Genomic DNA, 15,986 nt, shown 5'->3' on the forward strand with positions numbered 1-15,986 from the left:
CATTTCTCGCTAATGTAGGCCTCTGGGTATGCTACTTTCTCTCATTTCCCTGATTTCTTGCTAATGTAGACCTCTGGGGCAGCTACTTTCTCTCAGTTCCTTGATTTCTCGCTAATGTAGCTCCCTGGGTGAGCTACTTAATAGCTTAACAACCACAGCGCCGCGGACGGAGCGGTCGCGGTACCTCTGTTCGCGCTGCCGATTCTCGCTAATGGCCGCAAGCTCGCCGGCACGACTGGCGAACAGGCAGCCGTGCTGCGGGGCGCGAAGCGAAGCTGTTCTGAGCACCACTATTTATTCTGTGGAGGTATACGAGCGATGAGCAATCAATTGAAACGAACGGCACTCGTGTATGCCGAGTGCGCGGAGGGCAAGCTGCGGCGCGTGGCGCTTGAAGCGCTTGGCGCCGCCAGGCTGCTGGCCGGAGACGGCGGCAGCGTGCATGCCGTCTTGGCCGGCGGCGGTTCGGCGGCAAGCTCGGCGGCGCTCGCTGCAGCTGCCGCCGAGCTTGCCGCCCGGGGGGCAGAGGTCGTCCATGTCGTTGACGACCCCGCCCTGGCGGGCTTTGCGCCCGAGGCGTTCGCCGCCGCCATCGGCGCAGCCGTTGCTGCGGTGCAGCCGAGCATCATTCTGCTCGGCCACACCGCGGCGGGGCGCGAGCTCGCGCCCCGCGTGGCCGCCGCCGTGCAAGGCGGCCACATCGCGGATGTGACTGCCGTCACCGTGCCGGGGGACGGCGATGTCGCAGACGCGATCTTCACTCGTCCGATCTACGCCGGCAAGGCGTTCGAGCAGCGGCGAATCGAGCGAGGCGCACCGTGCGTCATCACGGTGCGTCCGAACAACCTGCCCGTCGCGGAGCCGGTCGACGCCGGCAGCGAGGGCACAATAGCGGCGCTGCCTTACACCGCGCCACCTTTATGGACCATTGTCCGCGACGTCGTTCGCAAAGCCAGCGGACGGGTCGATCTTGCCGAGGCGGATATCATCATCGCCGGCGGCAGAGGTGTGCGCAGCGCGGACGGCTTCGCGCCTCTCGAAGCGCTGGCACAGGTGCTCGGCGGCGCAGTCGGCGCCTCGCGTGGTGCCTGCGATGCCGGCTACTGTGATTACGCGCTGCAGATCGGCCAGACCGGCAAAACGGTCACGCCAAAGCTCTACATCGCCTGCGGAATAAGCGGTGCCATTCAGCATCTCGCCGGCATGAGCCAATCCCGCGTCATCGTTGCGATCAACAAAGACCCCGACGCCCCCATCTTCGGCGTAGCCGATTACGGCATCGTCGGCGACTTGTTCGAGGTCGTACCGCTCCTCACCGCGGAGTTCGAGCGGATCCTATCGAATTCGAGCAACTAAATATGTGTAGCACCCAGAACCACACATCCACTCAAATCCGACGAATCTAGCCCATGTGTAACACCCAGAACCACACATCCACTCAAATCCAACGAATCTAGCCCATGTGTAGCACCCAGAAGCACACATCCACTCAAATCCAACGAATCTAGCCCATGTGTAGCACCCAGAACCACACATCCCCCCGATGATCTCACTAAATAAGCTAGTAGCTGCTCAAGTCCATCAACCTGAGCGGTACCCATTACCGCACGTTGGTCAGAAATGAGCATTTCTGCTCAAAGAGCGGTCCACCATAACGCTCACACAGCGAAAAGCAACATTTTCAGCTAAAGAAAGGTACCTGTTACCTCTCTTATACAAATCAAAAGGGGTTGCCCTCCATCCGCGAAATCCGGATGACGTGGCAACCCCTTTATCAACATACTAACCAAGCAACTTCCTCATCACATACCAGCTGTCCGTGCCCTCTGAGTAGAAGAGATGCTCCCTCACCTCATACTGCAATCCCGCGTAGAAATTTACATTTCCCGGAATGGAAAGCCTAACACCAACTTCGGTTTCCGAGTAGCCGCGTTCGCCTGCAAAAGCCTCCAAGTACGACATGATCTCGCGCCCAATGCCTTTGCCGCGCCAAGCCGGCTTCACGGAAACTCTGCCGATGTACATGTATGTATCCTTGAACGAGTAGACCGCCGTCCCAATCGGTTCAGCACCTTCCCAGACGATCACCGCGCCGCCGCCTGCCTCGATTTCACGGCGAATGCTCTCTTCCGTCTCCCTTAGCGCACCTGATTGCGGTAACAGCTTTCCTTCATACTCCATAAAAGATTCCCGTATCGTACGATGCACGATGCCAAGCTCATGCGGTTCAGCTTGTTTGATTATACGAGTCAATAGCACCACCGCTCCCACAGCCTTGTATCTGGTTCGAAAACCGATGTACAATCTCGTACTCCGCTCTGCCTCGAATGCTGCCTCGCATTGCTACTTGAACAGCTTCCTCACGAACCAATATCCCCAGATAACGATCGTAAACAGAAGCATCGCAAGCACCGCACAAGCCAGATAGCCGCCCCATCCCACATGCATCACCAGAAAATAGCTATCATGATAGGCAAAGTCCTGTTCAGCCCTATTTTTCAACGCGACAATAGCATACAGGATGACATATACGAGGCCCGGGAAAACCAATGATAGGACGGTGCCAACAACAGCTTGTCTCCTTGTCATTCCAGTATCCCCTTCCTCCCAATGCGGCGATAACCTATAGTTTCTTAAAATCAATTTCCAAGAATCGGTCAACCTCCGGAATCCATCTGTTCTCTACAAAATCAACATGGACCGGATGCGCATTGTAAGTCTCGTAATCCTCCTGGCTGCTGAACACCATGGAGAAGCCATAGTCGTAGTCGTTCTTGACGCTGACTTGCTTAAACACGCTGAACTCCTGCACAACCGGAATCGAGGTCAACAGACGCTCCCCATCCTTCAAGAACTGCTCCGCCGCAGCCGATCCTAGCTCGTGCTTCAAATTGAAAATAACCATGTGCTGAATGCTTGTTTGATTCATATTGTTGTGCCTCCCAATGTTTAGTGTGATTTATATTGGCCTTGCTTCAAACTACACTCGCCAATGCCGCCCCTAAGTATCCATCGAAAACAACGCAATACCCGATCGTCTAGTCCAGCCCGATCGCGCCCAGAAGCGATTGCCAATCTCGTTGTTCTCCTGGACGAACAGATGACATTTCTGAATACCGGCTTCACGCAGCTTGTCCAGACTCCGCTTCACCAGCTGCCCGCCAATTCCCTTACCACGATGATCCCGCGACACGGCCAAATGATAGATAAAGCCGCGCCTGCCATCATGCCCACCTAATATTGTACCAACCAATTGCCCGCCGCTATCCTCACAGACGAAGCTGCAGCCCGGATTACGCGCTAAGTAGCCTTCGATTTCTTCGCAGGAATCGGCTTCGCTCAGCACCATTCCTTCTGTCTTCAGCCACAATGCGTGAGATTCATCGTAGTCGGCTATTAACATTTCTCTGTAAGTCAGCTCCATAAACGCTCCACTCCAATCAGCTCATCCAGTCGAAACTCCAGTCGGTACACGTCCGGCATCGAGGTACTCTTCCAGAACTCCCAACCATAACGAGCATCAAACGCATGTAAAATCATACTCATCACATTGCCATGCGTACCGACAGCAATGGATCGACCTTGATAATCACGAAGCAGCTTTTTAATAACCGGCACCGCCCGTTGCTGCGCCTGCCTGAAGGATTCCCCGCCGGGAAGCACCGCGTCATGATCTGAGAAGGATCGCTTAATCGCCGCCTGAAACTCGCCCTCTGATAGTGGATAGTCGATGCCATGAAGCTGCCGTTCTCGCAGCTCTTCAAACGAAACAATCGGCAAGCCGCGCTGCTCGGCGATCCCCTGCACGGTTAGTGATGCTCTGGCATACGGACTGGAAACGACTGCATCGATAGGTAGGTCTCGCAGAAGCGCCGTTACTCGGTGAACATCCTCTTGGCCTCGTGCCGACAAGCCCCGCGTACGATCTTCCCTGAGCGAATAGGAGGATTCCGCATGTCTAACCATATAAAGCCGCGTATGCAACACGCACCACTTCCCCTCTGCTTCTCATACCCATGTCATCCATTATAATCCAAGCTGCCTGCCGGAAACACCCTCTTTTGCATACAAAAATAAGGCGCCACGCTCTCACTAGCCGGACACCTCTCTCGCCGATTCTATAGACAGAACTGTAGTTTCACTCTCATAAACATAGACAATAATAAAAGTACGTCTATTATATTCTAAATACCCTCGTGTTTGTACCTATAAATCCACACCCAAAGCATCGTAATTATCGCGCCGTAAAGTGTAACCTCCATATCGTGCTGAGCATCCCACTTGTCCCCCTGGGCACCAAGAAATAAGTTCCCTTTCTCCGGAGGCGCCACAAATACGACCCACATCTCACCAATTTCGTAAATCGCAGCAAAACCAAGAAGCAGCCACGGAACGAGCAGGTAGGACCAGCCTCTGCGCAAACCCGTGACGCCGGTTAATAACTCGACTGCCGGATAAGCAAGCAATAAGCCAAAAGCAAAATGAACTACACGGTCATACTGGTTCCGCTTGAAATCAAACACCTTATGCATGAAGCGATCCAAAGGAGTTACCCCGTATGCGTAATGCGCACCAACTGTATGCAGCAATAGGAAGACCATGATCAGCGTATAGGCGATGTTGTTGAATTTGAAATAGCGATATCCGATTACTAGTGTGATTACCGTCAGGAAGTTCAAAATATTTTCCATCCACCAATCAAAAATATTAACGGGGTAGAGCGCCAGCAGCCCCCACAGAATGACAAACACGATGATGTCGACTTGGAGCCACCGATTGCTTCGAAAAGGCATGTTCATTCCCTCCTCACTGGCATGTTCCCTCATCATTACCGAGCTGCTGGCGAAATATCCTAGGCAAATGCCCGTTGACAATTACCCGGCTTGGGAGTATAACAAGGATAATCGAAATGTTCAAATTCGTTGATGGGAACACGCACATCGCTATGGACAATCCTCAGAGAGTCGGCGCATCGCTGAAAGCCGACGTTTGCCGAGCTATGCTGCATCCTCCCGAAGAAGCCCTGCAGAACACGCCCGCTTCAAGCACGCTTGAAGTTTGGCAAGTAAGCATGGACGGTATCCGCCGTTACACGGAGCGCGTATGGTAGTACGTGACAAAGAGCCGTTTCAGCCTTCGATGATGAAGGTTTTAGCGGAAGTAGGGTGGTAACGCGAGATCAATCTCGTCCCTTGTGGGACGGGATTTTTTTGTTGTTTATACGTATCCGGGGAGGAATGGGCTGTCATGGGAAATGAATGGAATGTTAGCGCGACGATCTCAGTTGGCTTGACCGAAATTGCACAAGCGCAAATGCACGTAAAGGAAGTGGCGGCACGTACACCGCTGCAGCATAACCGCGTGTTGTCCGAGCGCTACGGCTGCAATGTTTATCTGAAACGGGAGGATCTGCAGGTCGTCCGTTCGTTCAAGCTGCGTGGCGCGTATCACTTGATCAAGTCGCTTCCCGAAGAGCGTGTAATGCGCGGCGTCGTATGCGCCAGTGCCGGCAATCACGCCCAAGGCGTCGCTTATTCCTGCCATACGCTCGGTATCCCCGGCAAAATCTATATGCCAAGCACAACGCCTAGGCAGAAGGTCAATCAAGTCGCTTTCTTCGGCGGCGCCGATGTCGAAATTATTCTAACCGGCGATACGTTCGACGATGCATTCAACGAGGCAATCGCAGCGAGCCGCAAGGACGATCTCGCCTTCATTCATCCCTTCGACGATCCGAAGATCATTGCAGGCAACGGAACGATTGGCAAAGAGATCATGGAAGCCATCGAATCTGCACCTGACTTCGTGTTCGTTACGATCGGCGGCGGCGGCCTCGCTGCGGGCGTTGGCGCTTATGTCAAAGCCGTCTCGCCTAGTACGAAGCTGATCGGGATTGAGCCGGAAGGCGCCGCATCCATGCGCGCCTCGCTCGATGCGGGCGAAGTACAGACGATGGATACGATCGATAAATTCGTCGACGGCGCTGCCGTTAAACGCGTAGGCGAACTCACCTTCCGCATGTGCCGGGATATGATCGACGACATTATTCTCGTACCGGAAGGCAAAGCTTGCACAGCGATGCTGGATCTGTACAACGAGAATGCCATCGTCGTCGAGCCGGCAGGTTCACTGCCGATTGCGGCACTCGATCTGTACCGGGATCAAATCGCCGGCAAAACAGTCGTTTGCGTCGTCAGCGGCGGCAATAACGATGTCGACCGCATGCAGGAAATCAAGGAGCGCTCGCTCGTATTTGAAGGGCTGAAGCATTACTTCATGGTTAACTTCCCGCAGCGGGCAGGCGCGTTGCGCGAATTCCTCGATGAGGTGCTCGGACCCGATGATGATATCACTCGGTTTGAATATACGAAGAAGCATAACAAAGACAACGGTCCTGCGCTTGTCGGCATCGAGCTCAAGAACCGTAACGATTATGAACCGCTCGTTGCGCGCATGCACAAGAAGGGACTTAATTTCCTGGAACTGAACAAGGACCCGGTGTTGTTCAATCTCCTGATTTAATGTTTTTGTAAAGCCTGGCCAGCTCCTCCCTTGGAGCGGTCAGGCTTTTTTACTATCTCCCGTTACAACAAGCAATGATCCGCAATTTTCTGGGGAATCCTATAGCGTACCTGCTGTGGAGGCGTCACTTGGATTTTTGTTCCAGCTTGCATATAATGAAGAAGACGTCTGCCCACCGGTGATTGAACTTATGATTAATCTGCCTAAAGGGGATGTGACACATCATGACTACTCGTCTATTCGGCCGTGAAATTGTATTGTTCTCGGTCATTTTATTTCTGGTTGAATTTATCCGCGGCGCTGCTTTAATCAGCTTCCTTCCGATCTTCGGCGAGAAGACGCTCGGCTTGTCTCTGGACATTATTGGCATTGCCATTACCGCTCACTACTTAACCGACACCGCACTCAAAATGGCCATCGGCTATTTGCTCGATCGCTTCTCCATCCGGTTTGTCGTACATACCGGCCTGTTTGCTTCGCTCGTCGGCATTTTCCTCCTGCAATTCGCTCAGCAGCCATGGCTGTTTATTACTGCTGCCGCCTTATATGGCGTTGGCATATCGCCGATTTGGATCGTTTGTCTGACGAAGGTTTCCGAGGATCGCCGCGCCATGCAGATGGGCTTTCTCTACACGATCTGGTTCATCGGCATCGGCTCCGGACCGATCGTGACGAATATTTTGCTCGATCACAGCACGGCTTGGACCTATTATTTGCTGCTTGGGCTGGCGCTTCTCTGTTGGCTGCTCTCCTTGTTCATCAGCAACCGGAAGTCATCCGGCGCAACTTCTTCGCTACCATTACGCGAACAGCTCGTAATACTAAAGGAACGTCTTCGGCATATGCGTCTGCTGCTGCCCGGAATGGTGCTTCAAACGATGGGCGCGGGCATGCTTGTGCCTATTCTGCCGAGCTTTGCCGAGAACAAACTCGGGATGAACGGCGCGCAATATTCGCTGCTCTTACTTGCAGGCGGCGCTTGCACCGTTGCAGGCCTCATCCCCCTTGGACGCTTATCGGACATCCTCGGCGGGAAGAAATGGTTCCTCGTCTTCGGCTTCGTTATGATCGGTGCAGCCCTTTACTTCCTATCGCTTGCTCCTCCAATGTGGCAATGCATCGTGCTGACCGCCGTTCTTGGCTTGTCGTACGCCACACTGCTGCCTGCTTGGAATGCGCTTCTGGCCAATTATGTGCCGCCTAAGCAGCAGGGGCTCGGATGGGGAATCTTCTCTACCGTCGAGGGCATTGGCGGGATGATCGGTCCTGTTGTCGGCGGCACATTGGCTACATGGCAGGGACAATCCGCCGTACTTTGGTACAGCGGAATCATGTATGCATTAATCGGTTTTTTCTACATTTGGTTCCCATTCCGTGCGTTTAAAGACAGCAGCCACGGCAAAACGTGATGAAGCAAGGAGAGAACACGGAATGAATGTTTTGCAAGAATTGATTGACTCCTTTAAGAAAATGGACCTTGAACACCTGCAGCGAACGCTGGAAAGCTACAAAGCATACGGACCGCTGCCGGGTATTCTGCTGCCCTTGGCAGAATCGTTTCTGCCGATTCTGCCGCTGCTCGTATTTGTTGCCGCGAATGCGAATATTTACGGGCTGTGGCTCGGTTCCTTCTATTCCTGGCTTGGCGTTTCCGTCGGATCGATTCTTGTGTTCTGGCTCGCTCGCAAGCTAGGCGGTCATTTCAGCGGCTGGCTTCGCCGCCGTTTCCCAAGAGCCTCGAAGCTGCTCACGTTCATTGAACGCCGCGGCTTTACACCGATCTTTCTATTCGCGTGTTTTCCATTCTCGCCTTCTGCCATCATTAACATCGTATCCGGTCTTAGCGGGATTTCCTTCGGTTCCTTCGTGCTTGCCATCTTGCTCGGTAAAGCGGTTATGATTTTCAGCGTATCGCTGCTGAGCTTCAATATCGGCGATCTGCTCGAAGAACCGTGGCGCATCATCATCACTCTTGTGCTGCTTGTCGTAATGTGGTTTGGCGGCAAGAAACTGGAGTCACGTTATCATCTGAAATAATCCTGGGGAGGGTCCGCTTATGATGAATGTATTTGCGACCAGCATTGTATTGCTGATAGCAGGCGGACTTGTCGCAGCCATGGTTTTCATGATTCGTTTGTCGACGGATGATTCGGACAAACATCCGGAAATCAAACAATTCGTGACAGCCTTGTTCGGGGGTACCGCTTCCCCTGTTCAAGCTGATCCTGCCACCAGCGGGCAACAAGAGAGTGCTGCAGCTCGGGATGCCTTATCTGAAGAATCCTTCACCGAGCCTTGCCCGGCTTGCGGTGATCCCGTCACTCATCAGCATGTGGAGTGCCCTTCTTGCGGGCTTCGACTGATATAACCGCTATTCGCAAACGTTCTTCACAGTCCGATTCGCACATAGTTTCCCTCTCCCTGTGGCAAACTGTTAAGGATGCCATTCATCAGGAGGAGAGCGTTATGAGCGAAGAAAAAGGCCATTTTGAAATGGATCCCATGTCCGGTGAACCGGTTGAAGTAGACGGCGTATATAAGAATGAGTGGGGCCGGGAGGAGAAGCTGAAACGCGGCGATGTGTTCCCGGCTGATCCTGCGCTTGGCGCCACCGAATGGGAGCTCACGCAGCTCGATATCAACACGCATGAGACCGGCGAGACCGATCCCCGTCTCTACCCGCAGAAGGATGCCACCGCGCACGAGGCGCATCTTCAGCATCCGAAGCGACATCCTGCTCAACCGAATAAGCTGCAGTAATGAATAACGCCCCTGTATCCGGCGCCAAGCGCCGGTACAAGGGCGTTAAATCGTTATAGACTATCGCTGCGCTGCTGGACTTGGTCCGACACACGTTCTAATCGGCGCAAATGGTAAGCGTACTCCAGCATGGCCGATGCGACGAAGACAAGCCGCTTATGCTCGTCCGGGTCCTCGCGCATGTAATCGTTCAGCTGCTTAATGAGCCTCGCTTCACGTTCTTCCTCGGGCTCGATTGCAGCGCTCGGCTTCATTTTTCCCTCAATCTTCAGCAAGATCTGCTCGTGGTACTTGGTCAGCTCTTCAATCTGGCGATCGAATTGCTTCGCCCACGCTTCTGCTCCTGCAGCTGCAAAATAATGCTCTTCCACCACTTCCAGCAAATCGACGCCTTGATGCAGCGCCTTGATGAGATGCTTGGACAGAATCAATTGCCGTGCACGAATCTGCCTGCGCTGCGGCCTCAGTGAGCGCTCTTCTTCAAATAGCAGGTAAGCCTCATCGAGCTTGCGAAGCGTTCCTTGCAGCTTCTCTTTCTCCTTGCGATGCACGTCCTCGCGCATCTCGTTCGAAATCGCCATGCGCAGCAGCAATGATAATTGCGTATAGGCTTCCTGTACCTGGACGGTGAACAGCTTTCGCGGACGCGGGGGAATGACGAGAATGTTGACCGCGAAGGCGGCACCCATTCCTGTCAGTACCATGAGGAAACGTTCAACGGCAAACAGCCAGCCTCCCTGATTCGCTTCCATCACCGCTACTACAGTTACGAGCGTCAGCCCGATCGTATTCTCCATCCGGAGCTTAATACTGATCAGGATGACGATAATACAAACCAAGCCAACCGCAATCGGGGTATGCCCGAATAACCTGACGGCTGCGAGTGCCACTATGGCCCCCAGCACATTCGTTTGCAGCTGATCCACAATCTGCTGCCAAGAGCGTGAGATGGAGGGCTGAATCGTAAATATGGAAGCAACCGCCGCAATGATCGGGGAAGGGAACTCCAGCAGGCTGCTCAGATAGACCGCCAGCGCTACCGCGAGGCCTGTTTTCAACACGCGTGCGCCAATGGTCATTCCACTCTGCTCCCCTTCTTGAGCTCATCAACCGAACCATAGATCATGACTGCTGTTTCAGCAACGGGTTCGCCATTCACGACAAGCTCAAGCCTGTGCAGTCCCGGATAATGCTTACGTGTCGTTAAGTCTCTGAAGTCCAGCTTCTTCCCGCCGGCTAATCTTGTTCCAGGCGCTGTACGCTTGTCGCTCAGCAGGAACCGTTTCTGCGATACCTTGCCTCCAGCCTTCACATAGCAAACACCAAGCTCGATACGAAGCTTGATCGGTTCGTTTGTCGAATCGCTCAGTCGCATCGCGTAATTGACCTGAACGATACCGCCGATCTCGACATTATCCGGCATAACCTCGATTTCAGCGGCATCCACGCAGCTTTGCGCAGCCCCTTCCTCATAACCGAACAACGCCATAATCTCCGGATCGGCAGCTTTAATCAGCGTACGACAGCCATGACGAACAATCCAGTCTGTGAGTGTATGCTGTCCCTTCCAGCGCGCAGCGATTGCTTTTACCACACCAGGGTGATCTTTGGCGATATCGTTCAGATTGTTCGCGACACTCTTGCGTACATAGAGCGATGGATCGCATTTGAGCAGCTCCAGCAGCGGGAGGATCGGAGACGGATCACGCTTGAACATCGTGAGTGCCTGTCCCCATGGCAATCGCGGTCTGCAGCCTTCGCTGGCCAGACGTCGTAAATGCTCGTTATCGCTCTGTGCCCATTCCATCATTCGGGCCATCGTCCGCTCCGTCTCTTGTATTAGAAATTGCCGAATCGCAAATTCCGCCGACGATTGAATCGTAAACTTCTCCAGTGCACGCATGGAACGTTCCCAATCGGAAAGCCCATATCGCTCTACAAAATCGGGGAAGAATAAATAAGGAAATCCGGCACACCGCTCATGAATCGCAAGCAGCACATCCAGTGCCTCCGGGTAAGTTGCGGGCAATACAGCCCCTAATGATTCCGTAATGCGGCGAATTCGGCCCTTGAGCTCTAGCGCCTCCCAGCCTTCGCCTGTGACCAATGCAATGAAGCGTTCGCGCTCGAAGGCCGGCCACTCGGATGCGGTTAGCTCCGCAAATTGCCGCAGGAACGGCATGTCATACATCAATTTCAACGGTTCTGCCATCTCTCTGTTCTCGCCTCCTTTCGCTATTATACTTGAGTCTTCCGATTTTTTTGCAACACTCAAGTATTATACTTGAGTCTTCCGATTTTTTTGCAACACTCAAGTATTATAGCCGATTCTTCAGCAAAAAGAAGTTTTCAACCCGCTGATCCACCTTTATAATGAGCACATCAGAGGAGGCGTCAAGCACATGTGGATTTTTGCCGTAAATGACAAGTCCGGCGGCGGCCGGGGCAAGAAAGTATGGACGCTCGTGGAGGCTGAGCTGCAACGCCGCAAGCTCCCCTACCAAGCGATCATGGCACAAACGCCGGAAGAAGCATGCACGGAAATCCGCAAGCAGCTTGCCATATACACGGGCAGCACTACGGACTTGCCGGCCGATGTGCCTGCTTCCGCGAATAGCAACGATTCGTACGGCAGCCCCGCAGCGCGGTCGTCCGTTCAGGCCGTCATAGTGATCGGCGGAGACGGTACGATCCACAGCATATTGCCTGCTTTATATGAGAGCGGCGTGCCGCTTGGCATCATCCCTTCCGGTTCAGGCAATGACACTGCGCGCGCCTTCGAGATTCCTGCGGAGCCGATCGAAGCGCTCAATCGCATCCTCCGTTGCGAAAGCGCTTTACCGGTAGATCTCATCCTGCTGCGCAGCAGTGCTCCGGGCGAACAATCGACGATGCGCCCTGTTCTCACCGCTCTTGCCGTCGGCTTCGATGCCGCAATTGCCGCAGCCGTTAACCGTTCCGCCTATAAGAAAATATGCAACCTGTTCGGGGCCGGCTCCTTCGCCTATGTCATCGGTCTCTTTCAAATGCTAATGTCCTATCGCCCACGGCCGATTATTGTGACGGTAGACGGTGCGGCACACGAATTCGAACGCGGTTGGATGGCAGCCGTATGCAGCGTTCCGGCTTATGGCGGAGGCTTGCGCATTTGCCCGGATGCTTCGCCGACTGACGGCCTGCTGGACGTGTGCGTGATCCATACCTGCACCGCGCTGCAGATGCTGCGCGTCTTCCCTACGCTCCTAAGCGGCAAACACGTTCACCTTCCCTACGTGAAGATGCTGCGGGGCAAGGTTGTGACCGTCGCAGCCCAGCAGAGGACCGGCGAAGAGCCGATTGGGATATATGGTGACGGCGAACCTGCCGGTGCCACCCCCTTATACGCAGAAGCAGCCGGCAACCGCATTCGCTTACTGCGGTAACCGGCTGCCATTTTGCAGCTTATAGCTGGCGCATCATGACAAGTTCATGATGCGCTTTCGTCTTCTTGGCGCAGCCGGTGGATCGGCGTGACCTTATTCCAAACCTCAACGTCCGTAACCTCTGCCGGAATCTGATAAGGCAATATAATATCAAACGTTGTTCCATCACCCACAGAGCTTTTCACTTCGATGCTGCCTTGATGATTGTCTACGATTTTGTAAGTCACCATCAGCCCGAGACCCGTGCCCTTCTCCTTCGTCGTATAGAAAGGTTGACCAATCTTCGCGAGCTGATCCTGCGGAATACCGGGACCCCGATCCGCGATGCGCGCGATAATACGATTGCCTTCGCGCAAGCATGTCACTGTGATATGGCCGCCGTCCATCATGACCTCGATCGCGTTCTTGAGCACATTGATAAACACTTGCTTGAGCTGATTCTCAACGCCTCTTACCCACAGCGCTTCCTCGCCCATATTGGATTCAATCTCTATATTGTGCAGGATCGCCTGTGCTTCCAGCAGCGTAATCGTATCCGCCATAATGGAGCGGATATCCTTGTAAGCCAGTTCGTAAATCTGAGGCTTGGACAGCATCAGCAGCTCGCTCACGATCGATTCGATCCGATTCAATTCCGATTTCATAATGTCGTAGTAGTTCTTACTGTTGTTGCGCCCGGATGCGATGAGCTGCAGGAATCCCTTCAAGGAGGTGAGCGGGTTGCGGATTTCATGCGCGATCCCTGCCGCCAGCTGACCGGCTACATAGAGCTTCTCGGAATTAATGAGCAGCTCTTCGTTCTTCTTGCGCTCCGAGATGTCGCGGATAATGATTTGAAACACCGGTTTACCCGACAGCTTCGTACTCGTCTCAATGACTTCCGTATGCAGCGGTTTACCTTGCACCGTATACCAATCCAACTCTATCGGGCTCTGTCGAACCCGCTGCTTCGTCACTTGAAGCATTCTCTTCAGCACCGTATGAAACTTGGGCTGCAGAAATTGGTAGACCGGCTTGCCGAGCATATCGGCTTCGCTGTCCGCCGCGAACATTTGGAGTCCGGAACGATTAATATATTCCCATTTCTCATCATGAATGATGGCGATCATATCAATGGACGTTTCAACCAGCAGCTTATACCGTTCATTCATCGAGGTATAACGGCGGTCTACATAACGGGCTACCAAGCTGAACACAAAGATGACCAGCGTAGCCAGACCAAGTACAACAGAGAGCAACTGCATGTAATCATTCAGTCGATCTGCGGTAAGCACAACCGAATAGATCACGGTAACCGTTTCAAGCCCTAACAGCTGCATAATAATGCCGACGAATCCGAGCATCAGGCCCGCAATCAGCATGGAGCCGTTCTTCCGCTCGAAGATATAGAACGAACACGCCGTCCCGAAGAAGCTAAACAGAAACGAGAAGCATGCTAAATTGTAATGAATGCTGTAGCCTTCCACCTGCATGCTAAGCAGCGTGGAATAAATCAAAGAGCTCGTTCCGAGTGCCATCAGCAAGCTGCAGCCCAGTAAACGGACCGTATGCGGTAATCTGGAACCTAGCAGCCGGAAGGACCCGTAAGCGCTTGCCATTATGCTGAATAGTTTAACAATGATCGTCCAGTCAATGAGAATCATGGTGTCTGATGTCAATAATATGATGAAATGGCTCACCCACAACCCGAGACCATAAACAAGCGCACCGCTAAGCAGCCAATATTGCCGCATGACACGGAGCATTTGGAGGTGACCAATCATGCTGTACATCGTGATGGAGGCAAATAAATTGATTGTGAGTGCCAGCATCAACAGCATCCACTTATCGCCAATCATAAGTTCACTCATTACGATTCTCCGATAACGATAGATTTTGGGAAGTCTACTCGCTGTGGAATTCGACATTTTCCCAAATTATCCTTTTTTCTTCGCCAGGAAAGTGTAGGAATATCCTTCCTATGACATCTGGACTGTTCCTAAACTGGGAGGTGCGCTATAATATTGCAAGTAAAGGAGTGAACTTATGGTTAAAATTTTAAAAGAGTTTAGAGAGTTTGCCGTCCGCGGCAACGTGCTGGATTTAGCAGTCGGTGTTATCATCGGCGGCGCCTTCGGTAAAATCGTAACCTCACTGGTCAATGACATTATTATGCCTCCGATCAGTAAGCTGCTTGGCAATGTAAATTTGGTCGATCAGTTTTTGATCTTATCCAAGATTAAAGAGAATCAAGAGACGCCAACAACATTGGCCAACGCGCAAAAAGCATCCATTTCCGTCATTGCATACGGTAATTTCCTCAACGTAGTGCTCGACTTTACCATCGTCGCATTCTGTATCTTCCTAATGGTTAAAGGCGCTAATACCTTGCGACGAATCGGGCAGCCCGAGCCTGTAGTGGCGCCTGCTGAACCGACGGATAAGACTTGCCCTTACTGCTTGTCCAAGATCCCTATCAAAGCTACTCGCTGCGGCCATTGCACGTCTCATCTGACTGATGAGCCTGCTGAGCTGCAAGAAGGCTTGTCCTAATCCGATGACCACTCTTGGGCACTTATCTGGCTCTGAAGAGGAGCACTTCGACATTTACGACGAAGCCGGCATATGGCTCGGAACGGCGCCTCGCAGCGAAGTGCATGCGCGAGGTCTGTGGCATCACTCCATTCACTGCTGGCTGGTGCGGCGCGAAGGCACGCGCAAGCTGGTCCTGTTTCAGCAGCGGAGCTCGGACAAGGATACCTATCCGGGTTACTACGATATTACGGCGGCCGGTCATCTGGCGGCCGGCGAGTCGATGCGCGATGCTGCTCGCGAAATTGAAGAGGAGCTCGGCGCATCTATCCCGTTCGAGGCGCTAATTCCGCTTTGCGAAGCCCGTAAAGAAGCTTCGGGCTTCGCCAAGGGTGCAGCGTTTATCGACCGCGAGGTCAGCGAGGTGTTCGGTTTCGTTTATGACGCGCCGCTCGGGTCGCTGACCCTGCAAGCCGAAGAAGTGGCCGGGGTGTACGAAGCCGACCTCGAAGAGATGATTGCCCTGTTTGAAGGATCGCGGGATCTTGCAGAGGCGGCCGGTTTCCGGCTTGGCCCCGATCACCAGCAGCTCCCTTCGACGGTACAAGTGAAGGCGGCCGACTTTGTAACACGGCCTTCAAGCTATTATTCAGGCGTATTCCGCGCTTTGCTGCTCCATTTGTGAGCAGCAGGGCGGAACTGCGCCTTTTTTTGCCTCTTCTGGACGGACTCATTGTTGAGCTGACCTGCCCTCGGTTCCCTGTAGAAGCC

At 53.3% G+C, this 15,986-nt stretch carries 19 protein-coding genes; 10 read left to right on the top strand and 9 right to left on the bottom strand.

All coding sequences use genetic code 11. The features are described from left to right. Positions 1-330: 330 nt before the first annotated feature. Positions 331-1,356 carry an electron transfer flavoprotein subunit alpha/FixB family protein gene (locus AC0YNS_RS19440; RefSeq protein ID WP_475782926.1) on the top strand — a complete coding sequence of 342 codons (1,026 nt, stop codon included), beginning with the start codon at positions 331-333 and terminating at the stop codon, positions 1,354-1,356. Positions 1,357-1,782: 426 nt separating this feature from the next. On the opposite strand, the gene AC0YNS_RS19445 is transcribed toward AC0YNS_RS19440, so the two are convergent. From AC0YNS_RS19445 to AC0YNS_RS19470, 6 genes are all read right to left on the bottom strand, one after another. After that, the gene (locus AC0YNS_RS19445) at positions 1,783-2,253 is read right to left on the bottom strand and encodes a GNAT family N-acetyltransferase (RefSeq protein ID WP_475782634.1); all 471 of its coding nucleotides are present in this window, start codon (positions 2,251-2,253) and stop codon (positions 1,783-1,785) included. A gap of 90 nt (positions 2,254-2,343) precedes the next feature. Beyond that, complete coding sequence (locus AC0YNS_RS19450) at positions 2,344-2,589, bottom strand: hypothetical protein (RefSeq protein ID WP_475782635.1); 246 nt, start codon at positions 2,587-2,589, stop codon at positions 2,344-2,346. Positions 2,590-2,623: 34 nt separating this feature from the next. Further along, positions 2,624-2,929 carry a Dabb family protein gene (locus AC0YNS_RS19455; RefSeq protein ID WP_475782636.1) on the bottom strand — a complete coding sequence of 102 codons (306 nt, stop codon included), beginning with the start codon at positions 2,927-2,929 and terminating at the stop codon, positions 2,624-2,626. A 72-nt stretch (positions 2,930-3,001) separates the two neighbouring features. Continuing rightward, the gene (locus AC0YNS_RS19460; protein ID WP_475782637.1) at positions 3,002-3,424 is read right to left on the bottom strand and encodes a GNAT family N-acetyltransferase; all 423 of its coding nucleotides are present in this window, start codon (positions 3,422-3,424) and stop codon (positions 3,002-3,004) included. Continuing rightward, a complete protein-coding gene (locus AC0YNS_RS19465) occupies positions 3,415-3,987 on the bottom strand; it encodes a histidine phosphatase family protein (RefSeq protein ID WP_475782638.1) in 573 nt (190 codons plus the stop codon). The genes AC0YNS_RS19460 and AC0YNS_RS19465 overlap by 10 nt, the downstream gene beginning before the upstream one ends. A 197-nt stretch (positions 3,988-4,184) precedes the next feature. Beyond that, entirely contained in the window at positions 4,185-4,793 is a 609-nt protein-coding gene (locus tag AC0YNS_RS19470; protein WP_475782639.1) for a DUF2238 domain-containing protein, read from the bottom strand. Positions 4,794-4,909: 116 nt separating this feature from the next. Here AC0YNS_RS19470 and AC0YNS_RS19475 point away from each other — a divergent pair, with 116 nt between their 5' ends. From AC0YNS_RS19475 to AC0YNS_RS19500, 6 genes are all read left to right on the top strand, one after another. Beyond that, positions 4,910-5,110, top strand: a complete 201-nt coding sequence (locus AC0YNS_RS19475) for a hypothetical protein (protein ID WP_475782640.1) — start codon at positions 4,910-4,912, stop codon at positions 5,108-5,110. A 137-nt stretch (positions 5,111-5,247) separates the two neighbouring features. Further along, positions 5,248-6,522, top strand: a complete 1,275-nt coding sequence (ilvA, locus tag AC0YNS_RS19480; protein ID WP_475782641.1) for a threonine ammonia-lyase IlvA — start codon at positions 5,248-5,250, stop codon at positions 6,520-6,522. Positions 6,523-6,746: 224 nt separating this feature from the next. Then, positions 6,747-7,931: an MFS transporter gene (locus tag AC0YNS_RS19485; RefSeq protein WP_475782642.1), complete on the top strand. Its 1,185-nt coding sequence runs from the start codon at positions 6,747-6,749 to the stop codon at positions 7,929-7,931. A 22-nt stretch (positions 7,932-7,953) separates the two neighbouring features. Then, on the top strand, positions 7,954-8,559 hold the full coding sequence (locus tag AC0YNS_RS19490; RefSeq protein ID WP_475782643.1) for a TVP38/TMEM64 family protein: 606 nt from the start codon (positions 7,954-7,956) through the stop codon (positions 8,557-8,559). Between the two features lie 19 nt (positions 8,560-8,578). Continuing rightward, the gene (locus AC0YNS_RS19495) at positions 8,579-8,890 is read left to right on the top strand and encodes a hypothetical protein (RefSeq protein WP_475782644.1); all 312 of its coding nucleotides are present in this window, start codon (positions 8,579-8,581) and stop codon (positions 8,888-8,890) included. A 98-nt stretch (positions 8,891-8,988) separates the two neighbouring features. Continuing rightward, positions 8,989-9,282 (top strand): transposase, encoded by a 294-nt coding sequence (locus AC0YNS_RS19500; protein ID WP_475782645.1) that lies wholly within the window; start codon positions 8,989-8,991, stop codon positions 9,280-9,282. 53 nt (positions 9,283-9,335) lie between these two features. On the opposite strand, the gene AC0YNS_RS19505 is transcribed toward AC0YNS_RS19500, so the two are convergent. Beyond that, positions 9,336-10,361, bottom strand: coding sequence for an FUSC family protein (locus tag AC0YNS_RS19505; RefSeq protein ID WP_475782646.1), 1,026 nt, complete (start codon positions 10,359-10,361; stop codon positions 9,336-9,338). Next, a complete protein-coding gene (locus AC0YNS_RS19510) occupies positions 10,358-11,494 on the bottom strand; it encodes a DNA alkylation repair protein (RefSeq protein WP_475782647.1) in 1,137 nt (378 codons plus the stop codon). The genes AC0YNS_RS19505 and AC0YNS_RS19510 overlap by 4 nt, the downstream gene beginning before the upstream one ends. 190 nt (positions 11,495-11,684) lie before the next feature. Here AC0YNS_RS19510 and AC0YNS_RS19515 point away from each other — a divergent pair, with 190 nt between their 5' ends. After that, positions 11,685-12,704 carry a diacylglycerol/lipid kinase family protein gene (locus AC0YNS_RS19515; protein ID WP_475782648.1) on the top strand — a complete coding sequence of 340 codons (1,020 nt, stop codon included), beginning with the start codon at positions 11,685-11,687 and terminating at the stop codon, positions 12,702-12,704. 44 nt (positions 12,705-12,748) lie between these two features. On the opposite strand, the gene AC0YNS_RS19520 is transcribed toward AC0YNS_RS19515, so the two are convergent. After that, a complete protein-coding gene (locus tag AC0YNS_RS19520; protein ID WP_475782649.1) occupies positions 12,749-14,554 on the bottom strand; it encodes an ATP-binding protein in 1,806 nt (601 codons plus the stop codon). Positions 14,555-14,729: 175 nt separating this feature from the next. Between AC0YNS_RS19520 and mscL the strand changes: the two genes are divergently transcribed. Together mscL and AC0YNS_RS19530 are read left to right on the top strand one after the other, a co-directional pair. Then, entirely contained in the window at positions 14,730-15,236 is a 507-nt protein-coding gene (gene mscL / locus AC0YNS_RS19525; RefSeq protein ID WP_475782650.1) for a large conductance mechanosensitive channel protein MscL, read from the top strand. A 4-nt stretch (positions 15,237-15,240) separates the two neighbouring features. Beyond that, on the top strand, positions 15,241-15,900 hold the full coding sequence (locus AC0YNS_RS19530) for an NUDIX hydrolase (protein ID WP_475782651.1): 660 nt from the start codon (positions 15,241-15,243) through the stop codon (positions 15,898-15,900). Positions 15,901-15,986 lie beyond the last annotated feature (86 nt).

This window comes from Paenibacillus sp. J22FR21, assembly GCF_056269135.1.